We start from the raw sequence: 24,114 nt of genomic DNA, 5'->3' as shown, positions 1-24,114 counted from the left end.
GACTGTGGCTCACTGTATTTAAAATTTAGGAGTTAACCATGAACACTCAAAATCTTTCTATTCGTTCCAATGATTCACAACCGAATAGCCTCACTCGCCGTACTTTTATTAAGGGTGCGGTCATGAGTAGCACTATGGCCGGAGTCGGGTTTAATCCCACCCAGCTACTTGCCAGCACGCCAGGTGGGATACAAAATCAATCCCACGTGCAAAACACCAAAGTACTTTCCGGCACCGAATTTCATCTGGATATTGGCACCTCTATCGTCAACTTCACCGGTACACCGCAGCTTGCCACCACGATAAACAATATGTTGCCAAGCCCTACCTTAATTTGGCGTGAAGGTGATGAAGTCACACTGCATGTGACCAATCATTTAGATGAAATGACTTCCATTCACTGGCACGGCATTATTTTGCCTTTTGAAATGGATGGCGTGCCAGGGCTCACCTTCGATGGCATTAAGCCTGGCGAAACCTTTACCTATAAATTTAAGGTCCAGCAACACGGTAGTTACTGGTATCACAGCCATTCAGGCTTTCAAGAACAAAACGGCATGTACGGTTCCATCGTTATTCTGCCAAAGCAGAAAGATCCCTATCACTACCAGCATGACCATGTCATTCAACTTTCGGACTGGACCGATGAAGATCCCCATGATGTGGTGAAAAACCTGAAACGCATGCCGGATTACTACAATTACCAGCAACGAACCCTTGGTGACTTTTTTAGCGAAGTCCAAGAAAACGGTTTTATGACTGCGTTTAACAACCGCAAGATGTGGAATGAAATGTCGATGATGGACCGAGACCTCTCTGACGTAACCGGAGCCACTTACACCTACTTGATGAATGGAGCTAACCCGTCTACCCATTGGCGTGGCGTGTTTAAGCCAGGTGAAAAGGTACGTTTGCGTTTTATCAATAGTTCGGCAATGACCTTTTTTGATATTCATATCCCTGGGCTAAAAATGACCGTCATCGCCTCTGACGGCAACTTAGTACAACCTGTTGAAGTCGATCAATTACGAATTGGGGTGGCGGAAACCTACGACGTGTTAGTTGAGCCGCAACATGAGCAGGCCTATGCGGTCTTCGCTCAAGCGTTAGACCGTTCTGGTTACGCAATAGGGAGTTTAACCACCGATGCCAACCTTATTGCCGACACACCAGAGCTAGACCCGTTACCCATCTTAGGACATAGCGATATGGCAATGGATATGAGTAAGATGGATCACTCCATGCCGGGCATGCATCACGATATGCATGACATGAAGGTGATGCCGTCAATGGAACACTCTCAACACCAAGAGATGAACCACGATACACCCGATATGTCCGCAATGGATCACTCTCAACACCAAGAGATGAACCACGATACACCCGATATGTCCGCAATGGATCACTCTCAACACCAAGAGATGAACCAAAACACGCCCGATATGTCCGCAATGGATCACTCGCAACATCAAAGCATGAATCACGCTATGGAGCATGACACGCCTGCACTGAAACAAAGGTTGCAACCGAATGCCAATCTAGAAGTGGCCGACTGGCCTGTTGAGCAAGCCAAGATCAAATGGGGGCCACATACCAATATGCGGGCTGAAGATGCGCAATACCGTTTAAGTGACCCTGGCGTGGGTTTGCGTAATAACGGCCGTAAAGTATTGACCTATGCCGATTTACGCAACCTTTACCCGACCAATTTAGAACCCAAGCCTGACCGCGAAATTGTTCTTAACTTAACGGGAAATATGGAACGTTATATGTGGTCAATTGACGGGGTTCCCTACTCTAAAGCGGAGCCGATGCATTTTAAATTTGGCGAACGAATTCGTATTACCTTTATCAACAACACCATGATGAATCACCCCATGCATTTACACGGTATGTGGAGTGATTTGGAAACCGGTGACCTGAATTATCTACCCAGAAAACACACCATTGTGGTTCAGCCGGGTGCTCGTATCAGTTACCGAGTAACGGTGGATGCCAAAGGGGTTTGGGCTTATCACTGCCACATGCTGTATCACATGGCGGGCATGTTTAGAAAAGTCATTGTGGCGTAATCAGTTAAAACAGATAAGGAGAAATAACATGAACACAAATTCAAATACAAACCATTTTACAAAACAACCAGGCCTGTATACCCAATTGCGAGGTGTGATTCTCTATAGCTTGATGATAAGTGCCACTACGTTTTCTAACATAGCCAACGCGGGCATGATGGATGAACCGGTTGTCACCAAGGTCGCCATGAATAAATTTGAAATCACCAACGCCAATCATAACCCCAAAGTATGGGCGTTAAACGCTTGGGTCATGAAGGACATCCAACGTTTGGTCTTAAAATCCAAGGGGGAAAGTGTCGATGGTGAAACTTCCAGCGAAAATATGCTGTTATATGGACACGGTATCGCCCCTTATTGGGATATTCAGCTGGGATTAGGTTATGACACTCACGAAAATGACACTCATAACTGGGGAGTAATTGGTCTATCCGGTATGGCACCCTATTTTTTTGAAACCAATGCTTATGCCCTAGTCGATTCTGACGGTACTTTAGGGTTACGTCTCGCCACCGAGTATGACACCTTGTTCACCCAAAGATTAATCCTCTCTTCCGAACTTGAGGCCAATGCTTATAGCGATGATATTCCAGAACTGCAACTCGGGTCTGGTCTGTCTTCGATTGCGTTAGGGCTCAGGCTACGTTATGAAATCAAACGTGAATTTGCACCCTATATTGGCGTGGAGTTTCATAAAACCTATGGTCAAACCGCAGACTATCATAAAGAAGATTTTGAGAGCGCTTTAGTGGCGGGTTTGCGTTTTTGGTTTTAGAGAAATAAAACCATCTAAATGTTTTTAAAAAGCTTAAAACTAAACCTACCAGGCCTGGTAGGTTTATAAAATTTGTAAAAACGTAAACTCATAGTGCTTTTGTGACTTGTGGTTCCATGCTTTAACAAAATTATGTTTGTCTTCAATACAAATCGCATTTCAATGCCTTGCCAATCCAGCAAATCCAACATTACTCAATACATTGCCCATCAAATGACTTTGCAATCTACCTAATAGCGCATAAAATTCAGTTAACTTTATAAATTAATGGTTTGAATGCAATGCGTCAGTTTTCATTTTATCTAGCGGCTTTTTTAGCGGGTTGCTTACCACTCAATCTCGCCTATGCCAAACCGGCGGTTGAAGTCATCGCCTATCAAGCCAGCATTGAATCCAATCCTCAAATCATCAAATCTCTGGGCGTGTTGCAAGCCAGCCACTCCACCCAACTCTCTGCCAATGCGGCTGACACCATCAAAGCCATCCATTTTCAATCAGGGCAGATGGTCAAACAAGGCGATTTACTGCTTGAACTCAAAAACGCAGAAGAACTTGCCGCGCTGCAAGAGGCTCAAGCTCTAGAACAAGAGGCTCTTGCGCAATACCAACGAGTGAAACGTGCGGTAAAAACCAATACGGTCACCCAGTCTTTGGTTGACGAAAAATACCGTGAATGGCTAACCGCCATAGCGCAAAGAAAAATCATCCAAGCCAGCCTGAATGACCGTAAAATCGTCGCTCCATTTAGCGGTCAGCTTGGGTTTTCGACCTATACCGTCGGTACCAATGTCTCGGAAGGAGAGGCCATTGTTAGCCTTGACGACATCAACAGCATGAAGCTCGACATGTATATCCCCAATCGCTATTTAACCGAGTTGAAAATAGGCCAACCCGTGACACTCACCACCTCCGCCTTTGGCAAACAGGTTTTTCATGGGCATGTCAGTGCCATCTCACCTCGGTTGCAAGCCAGTACACGCTTATTGCAAATTCAAGCGACCATACCCAATTCTAATCAACAACTTAAAGCCAATATGATGGCGCAAGCGCAAATACAATTAGAGGATAAGCAACAGCTCACCATCCCCAATACCGCCCTGCTGATGTTGGGTGATAAAGAGTTTGTCTACCGTTTGACGGCCGATAAAGATAATCTTTATAAAGCCGAAAAAGTTTTGGTGGAAAGTGGTGAGATTGGAGCCAGCCGCACCGAGATTCTAAGCGGTTTGAATGCTGGCGATATCGTGGTCAGCCAAGGGGTGATGCGGGTCAATCGTAAAACGCCGGTAGCGATTAAAGGCATGGAAAACCACACCTCACAAGAACAGTTGCTACAACCTAGCAAAAAAGCCAAACAATCAACTCAACCACCCGTAAAGAACCCGTAACCATGTGGCTATCTGATACTTCTGTAAAACGACCTGTATTGGCCACCGTGGCCTCATTGCTGTTGTTGGCGTTTGGCTTGATGGCCTTTGACCGCATGAGCCTGCGTGAATACCCCAATGTGGACGCTCCGATTGTCACCATCGATACCACCTACTTGGGTGCCTCCGCCAAGGTGGTTGAAAACCGCATTACCAAACTGATTGAAAACCGCATCTCTGGGGTTTCCGGTATTCAATATATTGAATCCACCTCGAGTGATGGTCGCTCACGCATCAAAGTCGAATTCTCGATTGAACGCGATATTGATGATGCCGCCAATGACATTCGTGACCGTGTGGCGCGCATAGCCGACAACCTCCCTGAACAAGCCACCGCCCCCGAAGTGGAGAAAGTGGACGGCGATGAAAACGTCATTCTGTGGTTTAACCTGGCCAGCGACCAAATGACCGTGCCGCAACTGACCGACTATGCCGAACGTTATCTAGTAGACCGATTTTCGGTGTTGGACGGCGTGGCAAGGGTACGAGTGGGCGGAGGTCAATCCTACGCCTTACGCATTTGGTTAAACCCACAAAAAATGGCTTTGTATGGGGTGAGCACGCAAGATATCGAAAGCCAATTACGCGCCGCCAACGTTGAGTTGCCGGTGGGTTCCCTGCAAGGGGAACATATTCTGTTTACCATTCAGGCCGACAAACCGCTCAGTTCGATAGATGACTTTAAAAACCTGATCATCAAACAAGACCTACAAGTCGGCCAACTCACCCTCGCGGATGTGGCCGAGGTCAAACTCGGTGCCATCGAGAAACGTCGCCTGTTTAAAGGCAATGGTGTGCCGATGGTGGGTGTTGGTATTATCAAGCAATCCACCGCCAATACCTTAACGGTGGCTCAATTGGCACGTGAACGTAAAGCCATAGTCAATCAATCGCTGCCTGAAGGCCTGACACTCAACGACAGTTATGATTCCTCGGTATTTGTGCAACAAGCGGTGAATGAAGTGTATAAAACACTGTTCATCTCTCTTGGTTTGGTTTCGTTGGTCATATTGGCTTTCTTGAAAAGCTGGCGGGTTGCCCTAGTGCCGATGGTGACCTTACCGGTATCGCTGATTGCCACTTTTGGCGTTCTCTGGAGTTTGGATTTTTCCATCAACCTGCTGACCTTGCTCGCGTTAGTGCTGGCGATTGGCTTGGTGGTGGATGATGCCATTGTGGTGTTAGAAAATACCCAACGTCATATCGATATGGGGCATAAACCGATTGCGGCGGCGTTTTTGGGCACTCGTCAGGTCGGGTTTGCGGTGGTTGCCACCACCTTGACACTGATTGCGGTTTTCCTGCCCATCGCCTTTCTGGAAGGCCAAATTGGCCGATTGTTCTCCGAGTTTTCCATCACCCTCGCAGTGGCGGTGATTTTCTCAAGCTGGGTGGCTCTCACCTTATCACCCGCCTTAGCCTCCATCTTGTTAAAGGGCCGTGCAGTTCAAACCCAAGAACATGCCTCTGAAAAAAAACCTAAAAAAACCCCGTCCCACTTCTTTAAAAAACTATTGGTTAAGAATTTACGCCATGCCTGGTTGAGCATTCTGGTGTTTTTTGGCGTGATTGCTGCCAGCCTGTTTTATGTTCAAGACGTGCCTAAGGAATACGTACCCAAAGAAGACCGCGGCGCGTTTTTTGTGATGGTCAAAGGGCCAGAAGGCGCCACTTTTGAATACATGCAAAGCTACATGAATGAAATCGAAGAGCGCCTCATGCCACTGGTGGACAATGGTGAAGCCAAACGTTTACTGATACGTGCGCCCCGCTCTTTCAGCAGCACCGAAATCTTCAATACCGGCTTTGTCATCGTGGTGTTGGAAGACTGGTCAAAGCGCCGTAATGCCTACACAATCATGGCGGAGGTCAAGAAAAAACTTGCCGATTTAAGCGGCGTAAAAGCCAGCCCGGTGATGCGTTCGCCCATTGGTGGACGCATTCAAAAACCGGTGCAGTTCGTGATTGGCGGTTCAAGTTATGAAGAACTCGAGCAGTGGCAAGAGATGATGAACCAAGCGATTCAGGCCGATAACCCAGGCCTGGTAGGTTTAGATTGGGATTACGAACCCAATAAACCGCAACTGCGTTTACAGGTGGATTATGCCAAAGCGGCCGCTCTGGGCATTTCACATCAAGGCTTAACCGAAACCCTACAGGTTCTATTGGGCAGTAAAAAAATCACCACCTACCAAAACCAAGGTGAAGAGATCGATATCCTGGTCAAAGCCGACCATCAGTGGTTCCAATCCGCTGAAGACTTACAGCAAATCTATCTGCGTTCGGATACCACCAAAGAGATGATTCCACTGTCGGAAGTCACCCATTTCAGCACCTCCGGTGAAGCCTCTAGCCTAAACCGCTATAACCGTGTGCGCTCCATGACCTTATCCGCCAAACTGGAAGACGGCTACTCGCTCGATCAAGCCTTGAACGACCTTACCGCCTTAACCCGTGCCACCCTGCCGCCAGAAGCCATTATTGACTTTAAGGGCCAGTCTCGCGACTTTAAAAACAGCACCAATTCATTCTATTTTGTGTTCTTGCTCGGCATCTTAGTGGTATTTTTAGTGTTGGCCGCACAATTTGAAAGCTTTATACACCCGCTGGTCATCCTCTTTACCGTGCCCTTGGCGTTGGCGGGCGGGTTAATAGCATTATTGGCCTTTAACCTGAGCTTGAATATCTACAGCCAAATCGCCCTGGTGTTGTTACTCGGTCTAGCCACCAAAAACGGGATTTTAATCGTCGAGTTCACCAACCAACTGCGTGACCAAGGACTCACAACCTATCACGCCCTGGTCAGCGCCACCCAACTGCGTTTAAGACCGATTTTAATGACCGCCATTACCACCATCGCCGGCACCATCCCTCTGATTTTATCAAGTGGTGCCGGAGCAGAAACCCGCTATATTTTAGGTATCGTGCTGTTTTTTGGCGTGGCTTTCTCTACCCTATTAAGCCTATTCATCATTCCAAGCGCCTACGCCCTAATCGCCAAAAACAGCGGTTCACCACTGGCCTCTACCCATAAACTGGAAAAAGCTTTAAAACAGAAAATCTAAGCCAATTTATCTGGCTTAGATTCATCTAAGTTTTCCACTCTGGATGATTGTCTATGCCTTGAATAAAACCATGAACCCATGGTGAGCAGTACATAGATGATGAGAATAAACAGCATCTGCTCGGGTTGATTGTTGAGTTCATAAAACAGGATAAAAAAGGTGGCCATCAACAAACCTATCAGGGCTAAAGCGGTTATCCATGCCGATGATTTGGTTAGCTTTCGCATGCAAAAGTTGGCGTAAGCCATCAATAGTGAGACCAATAAAAAGGTAACGCTACCAAACTCCAAAATCACTTCTAAGCTGCCCGCCAATACCAATAAAAACGCCAGACTTGCCATGGTGATAATGGCATTGACCGGTGTTCGCAAATTACGTTTAGCTAAAACGGATGGAAAGTAGCCATCTTGGGCAATGACCGCCATTTGTCGAGAAGCGCCAAACACCGTGCCACTGATTGCACTACTGGTTGCCAATAGCGCTCCCAAAATGACTAAATCCGTTCCCCAGTGCCCTAAGACATTGCCCGTTCCCGCCGCTAAGGCGTACTCTTTATTTTGAATGATATCGGCAAACGGAATCGCTAAAATGGCGCCAATCGACAACACAATGTAAATGAGCATGGCCAGAAATAAAGCCAAATAGATGGCTTTAGGAATGCTCTTATCGGGTTCATCCATTTCGTTTACCGCATTTATCACCAGTTGAAAACCTTCATAAGCCACAAAAGTAATCGAGGCAACAATCACAATCGATAACACGCTGATATCTTGCTCTTGGGAAACCAACACAGGCAAAGAAGTCTGGCTGTTATTGATTAAGACAAAGGAGATAATCGCCAAAATCAGTAGCTTGGTATAGACCATCAAATCTTCGATTTTTCCCATGCCTTTTACACTCCAGATATTAATCAGGGTAAACACCAGAATGACCAGGCCTGCCACCGCTTTACGCACCCATTCATTATTGGCAAATTCAAAGCTACTGATCGCATAAGAGGCAAAGGTATAAGCGTATAGCGCTAGGGTGCTGATATAACCGAAAACCACCCACCAGCCAACCAAGGAGGCCGCAAAGGCGGAATTGGGAAAGGTCTTTTTGTAAAATGAGTAGGTCGCCCCTTCGTCTTTGTAATAAACCCCAAGTTTGATATAAGAGTAGGCGGCCAAAGCGGCGAGCAATCCGCCCAATGAGATGGCAATAGGCGTGTAGACACCAATCATCGACACCGAAACCCCTAAAATGGTAAAGATACCACCGCCGACCATCCCACCTAAGGCGATGGCAACCAGTTCAAGAACGCCTAAATCCTTGTTACGTTTGCGATGTATCTGCGGAGTTGCTAGTTGAGAAATTTCAGACATAGTCAGTGCTCTTGATGGTTAAGCTACTTGAAACTGAATTCATAGCCGTTGGTCTATGTTTCAGCAGGTAAGAACGGTCATGGTTTTATTTTTACCCCGATACACTCGATATCTCGGCTCAAGAAAGGCGTTTCAAGCTTGGTCGCCAAACAAGCCACTGTAGCGATTAGCTCGTTGACTTAGGCGCATCATAATTTTCTGGCTCATCGCTATAGACACAGACATTCCAATCGGCCGCCAAGCCATCTTCAGCTAAACAATAATCATTGAAAAAGTCCACAATCTCCTGACGTTGACAATGTGCCTCAAACGCAGTCATATCCGCCCAGATTTCATTAAAAACAATCGGAAAACTGCTCCCTTCTGCAAATGGGCTGGAAATATGGCGAGTGACACGATATTGCAAACAACCATCTTCTCTCAAGGTATTCGGCTCTAAACTTTGCAAAACCTTAAACAGCTCGGACGCTTTGCCAGGCTTAGGTTGAAATTGGGCTAAACAGTAAACTTTTGAAGACATGGCGAGACACTCGTAGAAAATTAAAAGTCCAGTTTAGGCATGCTGACCCAAGACGTCAATCAAATCACATTTAACAGTAGGGTTCAGCGGCTAACTCTTATAAAATAACCGCATGAAAAAACCTCACCCTCTACAAGACCGTAACTTCGACAAGTTGGTCGATAAATTTGAAGCCAAAGTCTATGACACCTTTAAAGGTGAATGGCGATTAAAGCTGCTTAAAGAAGACTTGGATTCGCTACGGAATCGAAAACAAGATAGTGACCTACCGAGCCTGGTAAGCCCAGTAGATTCAAAGGGTTCACACCTAAGCGTTTGGGATGCGGGCTGTGGTTTTGCGCAAATAAGCCAATGGTTTGCCGAAGCGGGGCATGAACTTACCTTATGTGATTTATCGCATCAAATGTTAAGGCGCGCCAAACAGAATTTTGCCGACCATCAACTTAAAGCGACCTTTATCGAAGGGCCGGCACAAGAAGTTGCCGTTGGCCTGCCACAATTTGATGTGGTGCTGTTTCATGCCGTATTGGAATGGCTAGCGCAACCTAAAGAGACCTTACAAGCGGTAGCTAACAAGGTAAAGCCTGGAGGCAGTTTGTCTTTGTTGTTTTATAACCGCAATTCGGTGGTGATTCGCAACACCTTGAAAGGCGCTTGGCGGCTACCCGGCCTGCTAACCGACGATTACATGGGCAAAGGTAAAAAACTCACACCGCCCAATCCACAAATCCCCGAAGAGGTTTGCCAATGGTTAGAGGATTGGGGGTTTGAAATCGAGGTGCATACCGGCATCAGAGTGTTTCATGACTATATGACTCCCGAAGCGTTACAACAAACCAATCTCGATGAATTAATGGCCTTAGAATACCGCTACTGCCGTGAACCGACTTACCGGAATATGGCTCGATACATCCATATTCTGGCGAAAAAACGGGCGCTTTAATCCCCATGCTTACTGAAAAAACAATTTATTGAACCGGGCTAACATGCCATTAATACCTCCCTTTTATAGGGAGAAACATTGTAAAACTAGAGACCTTGAATGAGACAATCCGCATTAACCCAAATCATCAGACCCCTTTTAAACTTACTGATTAAAAACCCAAAATTTTTAATTATCGTTCCGTTAGTTGGCGGGCTTTGGTATGGCTATGAGGTTATGGTTGCACGCCCTGCCATGACCTATATGGGAGTGCCACAAGTCAATGCCGCGCCACCGCAAACAGGCATTATGACCGGGTTTTCACATATCTTACGTAACCAGGGTTATATGTTGGAATACTCGGAAACCTTGAAGAACCCTCTTTGGGTAACTTATAAGGTTGGCAAAAAAAAGTACTCGTCGGGTAAACGTCCAAGCGGTTTTTCGAGAGACTGGCGCTCCATTGCCAGTATTGGGCATGACGATTACACCGGCTCGGGCTACGACCGTGGTCACATGGCACCCAATTATGTGATTGCCAGTCGTTACGGGCGTTCCGCTCAATTAGAGACCTTTTTAATGACCAATATCACCCCACAAAAGCCCAATCTTAATCAAAAGTCTTGGCAGCGTTTGGAAGAAGTGATTGCCAACGATTTTTCTGAATGGCAGGGCGAATTCTGGGTGGTGACAGGCCCTATTTTTGATGGACAACCTAAAACCCTTAAAAACAGTGGCGTAAAAATTCCAAAGGCGTTTTATAAGATTTTAATCAAACCCACGACACCGGAACGCCCTGCCACCGCTCTGGCCTTTGTGTTTCCACAAAACGCCAAAGCCAATGCCAGTTTGATGAGTTTTGTGAGCACCATTGATGAAATTGAAGCGCAAACCGGAATCGACTTTTTTAGCGAGCTCGAAGACGATTTTGAAGATCGTCTAGAGTCAAGAAAAACCCCGGAGGCGTGGCGTTTACAGGAAGTGGCCAATCGCCCGTCACGTTACTAATTTTATTCAAGCTAGTCAGGGCATGCTGGCGGATTTGCATCCAATACAAATCACAGTATGATAGAAACAAAGACTCAAATGGCGGAAAATCATGGCCTGTAATTGCAATGTGGAAGTAACCGATGCTTCGCAAAAGAAACTGTTAACGGTATTGCTGAGTATCAATATAGCGTTTTTCGTTTTTGAACTCGGCATAGGCTGGTATGCCGAATCCACCGGTTTGATTGCGGATTCACTCGACATGCTCGCCGATGCCTTGATTTATGGCGTGGCCATCTATGCGATTGGCCGCGCGGCGTCGATTAAGGCCAATGCGGCCTTGCTGAGCGGTTATTTTCAGATGACCCTGGCAATCTTGATTGGTTTGGAAGTTGTACGTCGCTACATTTTTGGTAGCGAACCGATATCCATATTGATGATTGTAATGGGTACCCTTGCCCTTATCGCCAATGGTTACTGCTTAAAACTCATCCATCAACATCGTAACGGTGAAGTCCATATGCGGGCCAGTTGGATTTTTTCCACCAATGATGTTTTAGCTAATTTGGCGGTGGTTATCAGTGGGATCCTGGTCTTTTGGTTAGATTCAAGATGGCCGGATTTAATCATTGGCGCAGGCATTACCGTGCTACTGTTATTCGGGGCTTTCTATATTATTAGAGATGCCAAATCTGAGCTAAAACTCATTGAACAAAACAGCGGCCAACCATAACTCGATGCTAAAACCGAATTTCAATCGAAGACAATTCTTAAGATTTTCCGCCTGGAGTGCGCTCTCATCAGCTGGTCTAGCCAGCTTAAACGGTTGCACCGCTTCCGAGATTAGACGAAGCATCAGCACCACCCACCAGCTTTATAATGGCAATGTATCGCAAGCGATTTCAGCCCAAGTTCCTGGTGTGGGTATTCCGGAAATTGACGGTTTGGTGCGCCAGCAGTTTGCCAGGTTTTTGGACGAAATCGCCGCCAATTGGTCAGATAAAAAAACCGCTAGCCCAAAAGCCTATGTGAAATACACAGACCACTACCAAAGCCGCGCGATTATTGATTTTTCCAGTGGCTTGATTCAGGTAGAAACCATTGCCAGCAACAATCCAAAAACGGCGTTAAAAAAAGCCATTGTGCAAACCTTGCTTTCCCCGGAAGACCCAAGCCAGGTGGACCTGTTCAGTGCACAAACCCCGAAAACCGGCACAACACCCTTTTTATTTGAACTGGTTAAAGACCAGGAAAACAAAAATATTCGTTATGCTTGGCGAGCCAACCGTTATGCCGAATACCTGATCAAAAGCCGTTACCGTAGCCAGGCCGACCAGGATAAAATCCGTCACTCAGTGACCTTCAATATGGTCAATGACTATCAAAACCAACAGAAAAACCGTTACCATATTGAAGTCCTTAAACAGAGTAAAAGATTTAGGATAGAGAGCGCCTTGATATACGGCATTATCGAAACCGAAAGCGCTTTTAACCCTTATGCGGTGAGTTCTGCTCCGGCTTATGGCTTGATGCAGATTGTCCCCACTACCGCCGGTCGTGATGCCTACCGTTTACTTAACCGACGAGACGGCACTCCTAGCCAAAACCTTCTGTTTATTCCAGCACGCAATATCGAATATGGCACCGCTTACCTTTCGATTTTATTTAATCGTTATCTAAGCGGTATCCACAACCCAAAAGCTCAGGAGTATTGTGTCATCGCCGCGTACAATACGGGTAGCGGCAATGTCTTGGAAGCGTTTGATAACAACCGTAGTCGCGCAGTTCAAAAGATAAACCGTTTATCGAGTCAACAAGTCTATCAACATTTGATTACCCGACTGGGCAGCAGTGAAGCGCGCAACTATCTACAAAAGGTCACGCGCAACAAACAAAAATACGTGTGAAGTCTTTGATTGCCTGGTTAAGCGGATTATGTTCGTAAAAACAGAAAAAATTCAATAAAATAGACGTTTTAGTGCTTTTTATCGGTGAATACACCAATCAAAAGCCATCTATTGGTCATACAAGGCCTGGTTAATCTGCGAGTTACTATGCTTAAAAACAGTCAAAAAGACACCATCTACGCCCAAGCCCACGAAGCGATAGGGGCTTTTCAATTTGATGAATCGGTTGTAGCGGTTTTTCCGGATATGATTCAGCGTTCTGTGCCAGGCTATCAAACCATTTTGACCGGCATTGGCGAATTGACAAAACAGTATGCCCAAGCCAACAGTAATCTTTATGACTTGGGTTGCTCTTTAGGTGCGGCGACCTTAACCATGCGACGTAATATTAGCGTTGACGGTTGTGAAATCATTGCCATCGACAACTCGGAAGCGATGATTAAACGTGCCGAAGAGTATCTGCATGCTTATCACTCAGATATTCCCGTTAATCTGCAGTGTGCCGACATGACCGAAATTCCAATTGAAAACGCTTCGGTGGTGGTGATTAATTTTACTCTGCAGTTTATTGACCCTGAACAGCGTGATGATCTGGTCAAGCGTATCTATCAAAACCTCAAACCTGGAGGTATTTTGATTCTTTCTGAAAAGATTCATTTTGAAAACCAGGCTTTGCAAAACGCGATTGAACATATGCACCTGCAATTTAAACGCGCCAATGGTTACTCTGAATTGGAAATCAGTCAAAAACGCAGTTCACTGGAAAATGTTCTGATTAGCGACACCGAAGCCGAACATCTGCAACGATTGAATAACGCCGGATTTAATTCAGCCGGAATTTGGTTTCAAGCGTATAATTTCGCCTCATTTTTAGCGATTAAATAACACTAAAAACAACACTGCATTGGCCATTAACAAACAAGGTTTCACGTGAAGCAACATTACGATACATTTTGGGAAAAACTTGAAGACGAACGTTTTAATGAGTGGAAACAACAGTTGCCGCAACTCATCGACGAGGCGTTGCACCCTGAAGGTAACGGTAATTTGCCACGTTGGTTAGAAGGTTTAGAGCGGATTCGTGGCTTTGCCGGCAACACGGAATTCGACTTGAATCGATCCGCGATTACCGTAGCCCAAAATAGCGACTTAACGGCCGAACAAAAAGTGGAACTTGAAGATGCCCTGCGTGTTTTTCATCCGTGGCGTAAAGGTCCGTTTGAAATCCATAATATCTATATCGATACCGAATGGCACTCCGACTGGAAGTGGGACAGAGTCCGCCCCCATTTAGCCAATTTAAAAGGCCGCAAGGTATTGGATATTGGCTGCGGTAGCGGTTACCACCTTTGGCGTATGGCGGGTGAAGGCACTGAGCTGGCGGTTGGCGTTGATCCAAGCCTGCTGTTTATGAATCAGTTTTTGGTACTAAAACACTTTATTGGCGAAACCGTACCGGCTTACTTCCTACCTCTCACCTTAGAACAACTGCCGGTTTCCAAAAAAGGCGGCGCTTTCGATACGGTATTCTCAATGGGAGTGTTGTACCATCGCCGCTCGCCGATTGATCATATCTACGAACTTAAAAACCAACTATTGCCAGGCGGCGAATTGGTGCTGGAAACGATTGTTGTGCCTGAAGAATATGGTCAGTTGTTGGTGCCAGGAGAGCGTTATGCGCAGATGCGAAATGTGTGGTTTTTGCCATCGGTTAAAGAGTTGACTCACTGGCTAGAGCGCTGTGGTTTCTTGAATGTACGCTGTGTGGATATCGACCAAACCAGTATTCAAGAACAGCGTACCACCGATTGGATGACCTGGAACTCGTTAGAAACCTTCTTAGACCCGGAAGATCATAATAAAACCATAGAAGGCTACCCCGCTCCTTTAAGAGCCGTAATGGTTTGCAATAAACCGCAATAACCTATGGCTTGTGGTCTAAGCTCATTAGCTAGTTAACCTAGAAGATAGACCCATGTCTAAATCCTGCCAAGCCTAGTTGAAATAACCCCTATACGTTATAGATGTCCTGGAAGTTATTATTAATCTCTTTGATTTTATCTTCATTCCTGATAAGGGCATCGACACACTTGGGGTCAAACTGCTTCCCTTTACCCGCCTTTAGGTAGTCCACTACCTCATCAAATGACCAACCCGCACGATATACTCGATTAGAAATCAATGCATCAAAAACATCCGCTACCGCAGCGATACGTCCAACAATCGGTATCTCGTCACCCTTCAGTCCATTTGGATAGCCGCTACCATCGTACCACTCATGATGCGAACCGATAATATCTTTCAATATGTCGATATGATGGAATTGCTGGAAGCTAAAATTCTGCAACATCCTATCTACCATTTTCAACCCTTCAACAACATGAGTTCGCATAATTTTGGTTTCTTCCGCAGTATGCCTTCCGGGCTTTAAAAGAATACTATCTGAAATAGCGATTTTCCCAATATCGTGGAGCGGCGCATAACACCAAATATACTCAATCTGCTCGTCGGTAAAACCATATTCTTCTGCCAACTCTATCGCAATCAACTCCATATAATGCGCCATACGGATAAGGTGTTTACCCGTTTCAGAATCACGTAAATTGGTGATCTCCTGGGTGACATTCATTAAAGCCACCAGGGTTTTGATAGGTAATATCTCTGAAACTATCAAAGACTCAATCAGACGTGAATAGGTTTGAAGATGATCTATCAATTCATCCGTGAAATAACCACATTCATCCGCGTCATAAAAGACAAAACCCAGCAAATCTCCAGCCACATAAAATGGCTCGGTATAACTGGATTTAAAATGCTGGCTTATCACTTTAGAGTGCACTGAATCATTCTGTTGCAACACCATTAAATCTTGCATGATTCGACATTCACCACTGTTTGCCAACTCCACCAAAGAAGGCACATCTTTGAGCTGAACGGAATAGTGATTAAGAAGCTCTTCATCTGGGGAAGATTTGATAAAGGTATGCAGAATATCGGTTTCATTATCATAAATGGCCACCGCGATTCTAGACAGGCCTGGCCACTGTTTACGAAGTTTATCATGGAGCTGGAAAAGCTCTTCAGTGATTGAACGAAAATAATATTTCAAACCCCAACCTCGCATTAACCGTTAAAAATAATAACGCCTTTATAACATGAAACATCAGCATTATCTAAGCATTATTACAACCGGTAGCTTTAACTAAGCAACCAAAAAACCCCTTTAACTCAGTTGATTGACCTCAACTGAAATTTGACTACAAAATATAACTACTTTTTTGAATAAGTATTTGGTATCTTAAAGAAATCTCATTTAAAGGATAATGGTTTTTATGTCATTACACTTGAATAGCAGCACAAAAATTAAGCTTTTTGGAGTCATTTTAGGGATCTTAATCGTCTGTAGTTTTGCTACGCTGCAATTCATTGTGCTATTTGGTGTAATCAAACCTACGGCCTATTTTGTCCCCAGTATCGTGGGTGGTTTATCGGGGTTTTTCATCGCCACCTGGTTCAATAAACTCTCCGAGGCAAAAAAAGAGGCTGAAGAAAGTCATAACCGCTTAAAGCTGGTTTTAGAAGGCACTCAAACAGGCCTATGGGACTGGTTTCCAAAAACCAATGTCGTTATTTTTGACGAGCAATGGTGTCGTTTACTAGGTTATCAGCTAGATGAGATTGAACCCGCATTCGAGAGCTGGCAAAGCCGTGTACACCCAAAAGACCTAGAACAGTGCTATGCAGACATAAAACGCCATATAGACGGCGAAACCTCTTTTTACAGCAATATACACCGAATGAAGCACAAAGACGGTCATTGGGTTTATATCCTTGACCGCGGTCAAATCATTGAACGTGACGCGGACAACCAACCAATTAGATTTACCGGCACCCATACGGATATTAGCCAGCTAAAAGAGATGGAGAATGCGCTGGAACACTCCAACAAAAGACTCAAACAACTTACTTTAAGAGACGGCCTTACCGGACTGCATAACCGCCGAGCACTGGATGAACATTTAATTCAAGAGTGGGGGCATTGGGAACGCAACCAAACCTCAATAAGTGTGCTAATGGTGGATATCGACTTCTTTAAACAATTCAATGACCTCTACGGCCACATCAAAGGAGATGAGTGTCTAAAACAGGTGGCTAAAGTCTTGCAATCAAGCGTCAAACGCACCAACGATATGGCCGCACGTTACGGTGGCGAAGAATTCTTAATCATTCTTTCAGGTGTAACCAGAACAGAAGCTTTCTCGATTGCCCAAAAAATCCATGACGATATCGAGCGCCTGGCGATTCCGCATAAAAATTCTAGCATTGCTTTACAGGTAACCGTATCGATAGGGATCAATGGTTGCGATGCTGAACAGCGATGCCGTTCTTATCAAGCCCTAATTGAGGGTGCGGATAAAGCCCTTTATGAGGCGAAACAACTTGGAAGAAATAGAACCGTTTTATACAACGGATGTATGGCTAAATAACGCTCAATATCCCGACGGACAGCCCAGTTGCAGCCACCCTTTTGATTCCCTTCAGGCAAGCACAAACTCTGACCGATAATTACCCGTATTCCAATTTCTGACAAATATCAATCTAATACCACTTATATGCATATTTCCGCCGTTACCAGGCCTGGTGGCTCCAGGCATCATTCCAATCAGCTTTACTCTTGATTTAAAACATGTTTTTTGCCGACTTAACGAAGTTTCCATCGCTCACATTTTTAATTGTCGGGGTTTGAGTTTATACTCGAATCTGAACAACCTTAATGGAAAGTGACTTTGTTAATGAAACTAATCAAGTTTTGGGTGATTTTTACGGCTTTACTGCTATTGAATGGCTGTTTCAACCCTGAACCAGCGAAAATCGCACACTTTTCTTGGGTGGGTTATGAAATGCCTTTTATCTCAGGTGAGGTTGATCGTTATCCTCAAGTTGAGTACATCAAAACCCAAAACGCTTCTCACACCATGCAACTTCTTAAAAACAAGCAAGTGGATGCGGGTTATTTAACCTTAGACCAAGTGTTGCAAATGCGTGATCAAGGGGTTGATTTAAAAGTGGTGTTGGTCAGTGATATTTCAGCCGGTGCGGATATTGTATTGGCTCAACCCGGTATCCAAACGGCCGCAGATATCAAGGGCAAAGTCATTGGCTATGAAAAAAATGCCTTAAGTGAAATCATACTTTACCACTTTTTAGAAAAGTATCGACTTACCCCAGCCGATGTAACACTGCACGATATCCGTGAAGAAGATAAGCCCAAAGCCTTTCAAGACAATGAAATCGACATTATCATCACCTATTTCCCTTATGCCAACAATCTATTAAAAATGGGGGCAAATGAACTTTTTGATAGTTCGGAAATACCCGAAACCATACTGGATGTATTAGCCGTTAGAGAGTCGGTATTTAAGGAAAAACGGTCGGCAATCTGTAGTTCTGTGCAAATTCATCTCAAGGGCGTAGACTACCTTAAAAAGAATTATGAAGATTCCAAGTATCAATTGGCGCAACGGCTTAATGCTTCAGCCCAAGAAGTGGAGCAGAGCCTGAATGGCATAACCATTCCTTCTTCTGGGGCGAATTATCATCTTTTAAAAGAGCAAAGCGGTTTTGCAGAACTGTCAAACAATTTATTACAGTTGATGCAACAGGCCAATATGCTTAAAAACCAGGATGATTTAACCAATTTATTCAGTAACCAATGTATTAAATAGACAGGCAAGATAGACTCTCAATGAAATATTTCGTGACACTACTCATTCTAATTCTAGCTCCTGTTTTTACACAAGCGGTCAGTGCTTCTCAAAAGCTAGTACTTGGTGTGTACCAATATCAATCGATAGAATCAGTGCAAAACCAATACCAGGCTTTGGCCGATTACCTTTCCGACACTCTGCCTAACCACCAAGTCGAACTTAAAGTATACAGCTCTGAAGCCCTTATAGAGGCAGCGCGCAGAAAGCAGGTCGATTTAGTACTTACCAATCCCAATTCGTTCGAGATATTAAGAACCGAAGTGCTACTGAATGGCATCACCGCTACCCAACAAACTCTCTTCAACAACCAGGCTTTAGATAGCCTGGGGGGCGTTATTTTTACAAGAAACAATGCGTCGACTATTCAAACATTAAACGATTTGCCAGGTAAAAATATCGCCATCCCGACCTTAAACAATACCGGCGCTTATCGAGTTCCTATCTATGAGATATTTAAACAAGGCATCGACTATAAACAAATCCATTTTAATGAGATGGGTAATAACGATGCGGTCATAGAAGCCGTTTTGAGTAATAAAGCCGATGCTGGGTTTGTGCGCACCGGCATCATTGAAAAGTGGGTTGCAGCAGGCAAACTCAAGCTAGATCAATTACGGATTATCAACCAAAAAACCGATCGTGCTTTTCCACAACTGCTTTCGACCAGTCTCTACCCGGAATGGCCGTTTATCATTCTGCCAGGTTTAGATGATGATCTTAAAAGAGATATTACCGTCGCGTTGTTCTCGTTGAAAGCGGATAGCCCTGCCGCAAAACAAGCCGGAATCGCGGGTTTTGTCGCACCCTTAGACTATAAACCCCTTGAAGACCTCTTAAGGGAACTAAAGTTACCACCTTATGATATTCAAGACAAAATCACCTTTGAAGAGTTATGGCAGCAGTACCATCTTTTAATCATAGGCATTACTATCGCCATTTTGATTTTTATTATTTTGTTAACCGTTTCTCACAAACGATTGAGAACCATCCAGCGACAACAACACACTCTCAATCGTCAAAACCAAATCGATGAGGTGCTTTTAACACTTCCAAAATTTGCCGAAGAACATACTGAACCTGATTTAATGCAGTATGCCATGGAACGCATCGAAGAGTTAACCGACAGTGAAATCAGTTTTATTCACTTTATAGACGAAGCTAAACAAGAGATAAACCTGGTGGCTTGGTCCCACAACACCTTAAAAAATTACTGTCATGTCGCCAACTATGATTCGCACTACCCGATAAGTGAGGCCGGCGTTTGGGCTGAGGCGGCACGCCAAAAAAAGGTGGTTATGATTAATGATTATGTCACTTATCAACACAAACAAGGCCTTCCAGAAGGTCACGCTCCTTTAAACCGTATGATTTCTCTGCCTGTATTGGAAAAAGACCAGGTGGTTCTATTGGCAGGTATAGGTAATAAAAAATCCGACTACAGCCAGCAAGATAGCGACACTTGCCAACTGATTTGTAATGAACTTTGGCATTTGATTAAAGAACGCCGCTCCTTGCATAAAATCGAGTCGCAAAAAACCCAGTTTGAACGGTTACTCGATGACTTGGGAAATAACCATTTGGTTTACTCACACAATGGCGCGGAAGGCATACTGAATTATGTTTCAGCCGGGGTTGTTGATATTTTTGAAATATCCATTGACGAAATTTTACATAGACCATGGTTTGAAAAGATCAACTGGCTACCAAGCTCTATCCAGGAAGGGAAGAAATCTGTTGAAAAGATCATTACCGGTGAAGAACCTAACAACAGTTTAGTGCTCCATTTCATCACCCCCAAAAGCCAACAATTAAAAACCATTTTGATTCAGCAACATGGTGTCCATCAAGAGGGGGAACTGATCTCAATTGACGGTCTAGTCACCGATATCACCCAACAAGTTGCTTCAGAAAAACACCTTAAACAAGCCGCCACGGTCTTTGAATCCGCCAATGAAGGTATTCTTATTTGTGATAAAAACAATCAAATATTAAGGGCGAATAAAAGAGTCACGGAGATAACCGGCTACCAAGAGGAGGAACTTTTAGGAAAAGACCCTAATATCTTCAATTCCGGCCAACAAGATGACGATTTTTACAAATCCCTGTGGAACTCTTTATCAACACAAGGTATTTGGGAGGGCGAAATATGGAATCGCCGTAAAAATGGTGACGTCTATCCACAAAGCTTAAAAATAAGTACAGTTTTCGATTCCCAAAACCAACCCGAATACTATATAGCCTTGCTTTCGGATATCACCTACGAAAAGGAACATCAACTCCAGCTGGAAAAAATGGCGCATTATGATGCCCTTACCGAGCTCCCTAATCGCTTTTTACTCTCCGATCGCATCACCCAAGCGATTGCCAATATCCAGCGTAGCGAAGAGATGATTGCCTTGATGTTTATAGACCTGGATGGTTTTAAACAGATCAATGACAACTACGGTCACCAGGCTGGCGACTTTTTACTGAAAACCATCGCCAACCGATTCTTGGACACCATTCGCGAAAGTGACACGGTATCGCGCATTGGCGGAGATGAATTTGTCATCCTGGTAACCGGAAATAAATATCAACATGAGTTCCAGGGTATTGAAGCACGATTACTTGCAAACGCATCAGATGAAGTTTCATACGAAAACCATTCGCTACAGGTTTCGTGCAGTATCGGTGTGGTTTACTACAACCACAACTACCCTGATAAAATCGGTTCAGAGCAGCTGTTACGCTATGCCGACCAAACGATGTATGAAGCTAAACAGCAGGGCAAGAACAGAGTCGTTCACTATGAGTGGAATAACCTAGATGGCAAACAAGAACTGTTATCGGCGATGCTCAATAAAGAATTTGAGCTGTATTATCAGCCGAAAGTGAATTGTAAAACGGGTCAAACCCTCTCTTTAGAAGGACTCATTCGCTGGATTCACCCGCAGCACGGCCTGATACCTCCGATTGATTTTCTTAATAAGATCCAACAATTCGATTTAATGGATACCTTTAGCGAATATGTGCTTGAGCAGGGTGTTCAATCATTGAAGAAAATCAATGCAAAAGGCTATCAACTTGGTGTGAGTTTAAATATCGAAGGTTCAATTCTGTTGAACCAAAGCTTTCGTAATAAACTCTTACAACTCTTTGCCGACAACCCTGATGTCCTTCCTGAACAGCTGACTTTAGAACTACTGGAAAGCTCAGCGCTGGAAGACGTTCACAAGATTGCCAGACAGATAACACAACTGCAAACCGAAGGTTTTAAGTTTGCCATCGATGATTTTGGAACAGGTCACGCGTCACTGAACTATTTAAAGAACTTACCGGTAGATGAAGTCAAAATAGACCAAGAGTTTATTCGTGAGATTTTCTCCGAAACCAACAGTTTGAGTATTATTGAAGCGATTAAATCCATGGCTGAAGCATTTAATTTAACCGTGGTGGCTGAAGGTGCTGAAACCGAAAAACACATTGAACTTCTTCTGCAATTGGGCATTGAATCCATCCAAGGTTACGCCATTGCCAAACCGATGAATCAAGAACAAGTATTTGAGTGGTTAAACAATCCAAATATCAATCCAAAATGGCAAACGATCATCGAGATAAACGGTTTAGAAAAGCGCATTTTAAAGGCTCAATTAGCCCATTCTGCCTGGATTGATAGAATCGAATCGGTTGTCACCGGTAATTTAGATATCGAGAGCATCAATGACTTATCCCATACCCAATGTGAATTTGGGTTATGGCTGCATTCCAAGGGTTCACAGATAATCAAAAATAAGAGCGTGTTTGAGCAGATCAATATCCTGCATCAAGAAATTCATAGTATCGCTCACCAAGCGATTCAATCTCTTGAACTGGATGACAAAGCCGAAGCTCAACGAGTGCTTGCTGTTTTAAAAGGCAAAAGTGTCGCGTTCTGTGATTACCTTAGAGACAGTACCTTGCAAAAATAACTGCCACATACAATAAGATTTCATACCATTTTTAAAGTCACCAGGCCTGGTGACTTTATTTTAGAGACAAAAAACGCCCTATGTTCATCTCGAATATAGGGCGTTTTTGATATCGCGTTTAGGTGATGAACTCACCACAAACGCTTCTAGCTTTATGAATTATTTACCAAGCACTTCTTTAAGTGCCGCTAAACAGAATAAAACTTTTTCTGGTCTTGCGCTATCGCCCATTAGACCGATACGCCAAACCTTACCAGCTAAAGCACCTAAACCGGCACCAATCTCAAGGTTGTATTCGTTTAACAGTCTGCCGCGTACTTCCGCGTCGTCAAATCCTTCAGGAATCACAATTGAGTTAAGCTGAGGTAAACGCTGATCTTCTGGCACCACAAAACTGATTCCCATCGGCTCTAAGCCCGCTTTAAGCTGCTGATGGACTTTAGCATGACGTGCATGAGAAGCTTCTAAACCTTCTTCTTTTAGCATAACCAAAGATTCATGCAACGCATATAAAGTGTTTACTGGCGCGGTATGGTGGTAAGCACGTTTTGCACCCTGTCCCCAATACCCCATAACCAGGTTCAAATCCATAAACCAGCTTGGAACTCGAGTTGCACGGTTACGCACCTTATCCAGCGCTTTTTCACTGAAGCTGACTGGCGATAAACCAGGAACACAAGAAAGACACTTCTGAGTACCGGAATAAATCGCATCAATTCCCCACTCATCCACTTTCAGTTCAACACCCCCTAAAGAGGTAACCGCATCAACGATCGTTAAACAATCGTGGTCTTGAGCGATTTTACAAATGGTTTTTGCATCAGACAGTGCACCGGTTGAAGTTTCAGCGTGAACAAACGCGACAATCTTAGCATCAGGATGCGCTTTACACGCGTCTTCAACCTTAGATGGTGTAACCGCAGTACCCCACTCATCTTCAACCACAATCGCTTCACCACCAAAACGCTCGATGTTCTCTTTCATGCGTCCGCCAAAAACCCCATTGATACAAACGATGACTTTATCGCCCGGCTCAACTAAGTTTACAAAACACGTTTCCATACCAGCAGAACCTGGAGCAGAAACAGGCATAGTTAGTGCATTTTCTGTCTGAAAAGCGTATTTTAGTAGTTCTTTGATTTCATCCATCATGCCGACAAACGCTGGGTCAAGGTGACCGATAGTTGGACGAGCCATGGCTGCAAGCACTCTTGGGTGAATATCTGATGGTCCTGGACCCATCAATGTACGAATTGGTGGATTAAAAGATTGCATATTGGGTGCCTTTTTTTAATAATAAGGGTTTAAATAAAATTGATTTAAATCAAGTTTTTCACAATTATAGTGTTAAACAGCTGTG

At 44.4% G+C, this 24,114-nt stretch carries 17 protein-coding genes; 13 read left to right on the top strand and 4 right to left on the bottom strand.

Going from position 1 to position 24,114, the window contains the following annotated elements:
• Positions 1 to 38: 38 nt before the first annotated feature.
• The 4 genes from L6421_RS00445 (at position 39) to L6421_RS00425 (ending at position 7,339) form a co-directional block, all read left to right on the top strand.
• Positions 39 to 2,072 (top strand): copper resistance system multicopper oxidase, encoded by a 2,034-nt coding sequence (locus L6421_RS00445; RefSeq protein WP_311195285.1) that lies wholly within the window; start codon positions 39 to 41, stop codon positions 2,070 to 2,072.
• Between the two features lie 28 nt (positions 2,073 to 2,100).
• Positions 2,101 to 2,847 (top strand): copper resistance protein B, encoded by a 747-nt coding sequence (locus L6421_RS00435; protein ID WP_237262006.1) that lies wholly within the window; start codon positions 2,101 to 2,103, stop codon positions 2,845 to 2,847.
• A 281-nt stretch (positions 2,848 to 3,128) separates the two neighbouring features.
• On the top strand, positions 3,129 to 4,235 hold the full coding sequence (locus tag L6421_RS00430; RefSeq protein WP_237262005.1) for an efflux RND transporter periplasmic adaptor subunit: 1,107 nt from the start codon (positions 3,129 to 3,131) through the stop codon (positions 4,233 to 4,235).
• A gap of 2 nt (positions 4,236 to 4,237) precedes the next feature.
• Positions 4,238 to 7,339 carry an efflux RND transporter permease subunit gene (locus tag L6421_RS00425; RefSeq protein ID WP_237262004.1) on the top strand — a complete coding sequence of 1,034 codons (3,102 nt, stop codon included), beginning with the start codon at positions 4,238 to 4,240 and terminating at the stop codon, positions 7,337 to 7,339.
• Here the strand turns inward: L6421_RS00425 and L6421_RS00420 are convergent.
• Both L6421_RS00420 and L6421_RS00415 read right to left on the bottom strand, forming a co-directional pair.
• Positions 7,336 to 8,703 carry an APC family permease gene (locus L6421_RS00420; protein ID WP_237262003.1) on the bottom strand — a complete coding sequence of 456 codons (1,368 nt, stop codon included), beginning with the start codon at positions 8,701 to 8,703 and terminating at the stop codon, positions 7,336 to 7,338. The two genes, L6421_RS00425 and L6421_RS00420, sit on opposite strands and share 4 nt — an antisense overlap.
• Before the next feature lie 166 nt (positions 8,704 to 8,869).
• A complete protein-coding gene (locus L6421_RS00415; protein ID WP_237262002.1) occupies positions 8,870 to 9,223 on the bottom strand; it encodes a putative quinol monooxygenase in 354 nt (117 codons plus the stop codon).
• Between the two features lie 112 nt (positions 9,224 to 9,335).
• Here L6421_RS00415 and L6421_RS00410 point away from each other — a divergent pair, with 112 nt between their 5' ends.
• From L6421_RS00410 to cmoB, 6 genes are all read left to right on the top strand, one after another.
• Complete coding sequence (locus tag L6421_RS00410) at positions 9,336 to 10,166, top strand: methyltransferase domain-containing protein (RefSeq protein WP_237262001.1); 831 nt, start codon at positions 9,336 to 9,338, stop codon at positions 10,164 to 10,166.
• A 99-nt stretch (positions 10,167 to 10,265) separates the two neighbouring features.
• Entirely contained in the window at positions 10,266 to 11,153 is an 888-nt protein-coding gene (locus L6421_RS00405) for a DNA/RNA non-specific endonuclease (protein WP_237262000.1), read from the top strand.
• 91 nt (positions 11,154 to 11,244) lie between these two features.
• Positions 11,245 to 11,865 carry a cation efflux transmembrane domain-containing protein gene (locus L6421_RS00400; protein ID WP_237261999.1) on the top strand — a complete coding sequence of 207 codons (621 nt, stop codon included), beginning with the start codon at positions 11,245 to 11,247 and terminating at the stop codon, positions 11,863 to 11,865.
• Positions 11,840 to 13,039 carry a murein transglycosylase domain-containing protein gene (locus tag L6421_RS00395; RefSeq protein WP_237261998.1) on the top strand — a complete coding sequence of 400 codons (1,200 nt, stop codon included), beginning with the start codon at positions 11,840 to 11,842 and terminating at the stop codon, positions 13,037 to 13,039. The genes L6421_RS00400 and L6421_RS00395 overlap by 26 nt, the downstream gene beginning before the upstream one ends.
• 147 nt (positions 13,040 to 13,186) lie before the next feature.
• The gene (cmoA, locus tag L6421_RS00390; RefSeq protein ID WP_237264504.1) at positions 13,187 to 13,924 is read left to right on the top strand and encodes a carboxy-S-adenosyl-L-methionine synthase CmoA; all 738 of its coding nucleotides are present in this window, start codon (positions 13,187 to 13,189) and stop codon (positions 13,922 to 13,924) included.
• Between the two features lie 45 nt (positions 13,925 to 13,969).
• Positions 13,970 to 14,962, top strand: a complete 993-nt coding sequence (gene cmoB, locus L6421_RS00385) for a tRNA 5-methoxyuridine(34)/uridine 5-oxyacetic acid(34) synthase CmoB (RefSeq protein WP_237261997.1) — start codon at positions 13,970 to 13,972, stop codon at positions 14,960 to 14,962.
• Between the two features lie 88 nt (positions 14,963 to 15,050).
• On the opposite strand, the gene L6421_RS00380 is transcribed toward cmoB, so the two are convergent.
• Entirely contained in the window at positions 15,051 to 16,148 is a 1,098-nt protein-coding gene (locus L6421_RS00380) for an HD-GYP domain-containing protein (protein ID WP_237261996.1), read from the bottom strand.
• 223 nt (positions 16,149 to 16,371) lie between these two features.
• On the opposite strand from L6421_RS00380, the gene L6421_RS00375 reads away from it, so the two are divergent.
• The 3 genes from L6421_RS00375 (at position 16,372) to L6421_RS00365 (ending at position 22,754) form a co-directional block, all read left to right on the top strand.
• A complete protein-coding gene (locus L6421_RS00375) occupies positions 16,372 to 17,526 on the top strand; it encodes a sensor domain-containing diguanylate cyclase (RefSeq protein WP_237261995.1) in 1,155 nt (384 codons plus the stop codon).
• A 306-nt stretch (positions 17,527 to 17,832) separates the two neighbouring features.
• A complete protein-coding gene (locus L6421_RS00370) occupies positions 17,833 to 18,765 on the top strand; it encodes an ABC transporter substrate-binding protein (protein WP_237261994.1) in 933 nt (310 codons plus the stop codon).
• A 20-nt stretch (positions 18,766 to 18,785) separates the two neighbouring features.
• A complete protein-coding gene (locus tag L6421_RS00365; protein ID WP_237261993.1) occupies positions 18,786 to 22,754 on the top strand; it encodes an EAL domain-containing protein in 3,969 nt (1,322 codons plus the stop codon).
• Positions 22,755 to 22,913: 159 nt separating this feature from the next.
• Here the strand turns inward: L6421_RS00365 and L6421_RS00360 are convergent, their stop codons facing one another.
• Positions 22,914 to 24,029 (bottom strand): pyridoxal-phosphate-dependent aminotransferase family protein, encoded by a 1,116-nt coding sequence (locus L6421_RS00360; protein ID WP_237261992.1) that lies wholly within the window; start codon positions 24,027 to 24,029, stop codon positions 22,914 to 22,916.
• Positions 24,030 to 24,114: the final 85 nt, after the last annotated feature.

Origin of the sequence: Thiomicrorhabdus immobilis (assembly GCF_021654855.1) — a bacterium.
GTDB classification, from domain to species: domain Bacteria; phylum Pseudomonadota; class Gammaproteobacteria; order Thiomicrospirales; family Thiomicrospiraceae; genus Thiomicrorhabdus; species Thiomicrorhabdus immobilis.
The sequence above is the reverse complement of the archived record's forward strand: the minus strand, read 5'-3'. Positions and strand labels throughout refer to the sequence as shown.

Coding starts and splice junctions, on each gene's coding strand:
- L6421_RS00375 (WP_237261995.1), top strand. CDS start 16,372: ATGTCATTACACTTGAATAGCAGCACAAAAATTAAGCTTTTTGGAGTC.
- L6421_RS00405 (WP_237262000.1), top strand. CDS start 10,266: ATGAGACAATCCGCATTAACCCAAATCATCAGACCCCTTTTAAACTTA.
- L6421_RS00430 (WP_237262005.1), top strand. CDS start 3,129: ATGCGTCAGTTTTCATTTTATCTAGCGGCTTTTTTAGCGGGTTGCTTA.
- L6421_RS00370 (WP_237261994.1), top strand. CDS start 17,833: ATGAAACTAATCAAGTTTTGGGTGATTTTTACGGCTTTACTGCTATTG.
- L6421_RS00415 (WP_237262002.1), bottom strand. CDS start 9,223: ATGTCTTCAAAAGTTTACTGTTTAGCCCAATTTCAACCTAAGCCTGGC.
- L6421_RS00420 (WP_237262003.1), bottom strand. CDS start 8,703: ATGTCTGAAATTTCTCAACTAGCAACTCCGCAGATACATCGCAAACGT.
- L6421_RS00360 (WP_237261992.1), bottom strand. CDS start 24,029: ATGCAATCTTTTAATCCACCAATTCGTACATTGATGGGTCCAGGACCA.
- L6421_RS00445 (WP_311195285.1), top strand. CDS start 39: ATGAACACTCAAAATCTTTCTATTCGTTCCAATGATTCACAACCGAAT.
- L6421_RS00400 (WP_237261999.1), top strand. CDS start 11,245: ATGGCCTGTAATTGCAATGTGGAAGTAACCGATGCTTCGCAAAAGAAA.
- L6421_RS00365 (WP_237261993.1), top strand. CDS start 18,786: ATGAAATATTTCGTGACACTACTCATTCTAATTCTAGCTCCTGTTTTT.
- cmoA (WP_237264504.1), top strand. CDS start 13,187: ATGCTTAAAAACAGTCAAAAAGACACCATCTACGCCCAAGCCCACGAA.
- L6421_RS00425 (WP_237262004.1), top strand. CDS start 4,238: ATGTGGCTATCTGATACTTCTGTAAAACGACCTGTATTGGCCACCGTG.
- L6421_RS00435 (WP_237262006.1), top strand. CDS start 2,101: ATGAACACAAATTCAAATACAAACCATTTTACAAAACAACCAGGCCTG.
- L6421_RS00410 (WP_237262001.1), top strand. CDS start 9,336: ATGAAAAAACCTCACCCTCTACAAGACCGTAACTTCGACAAGTTGGTC.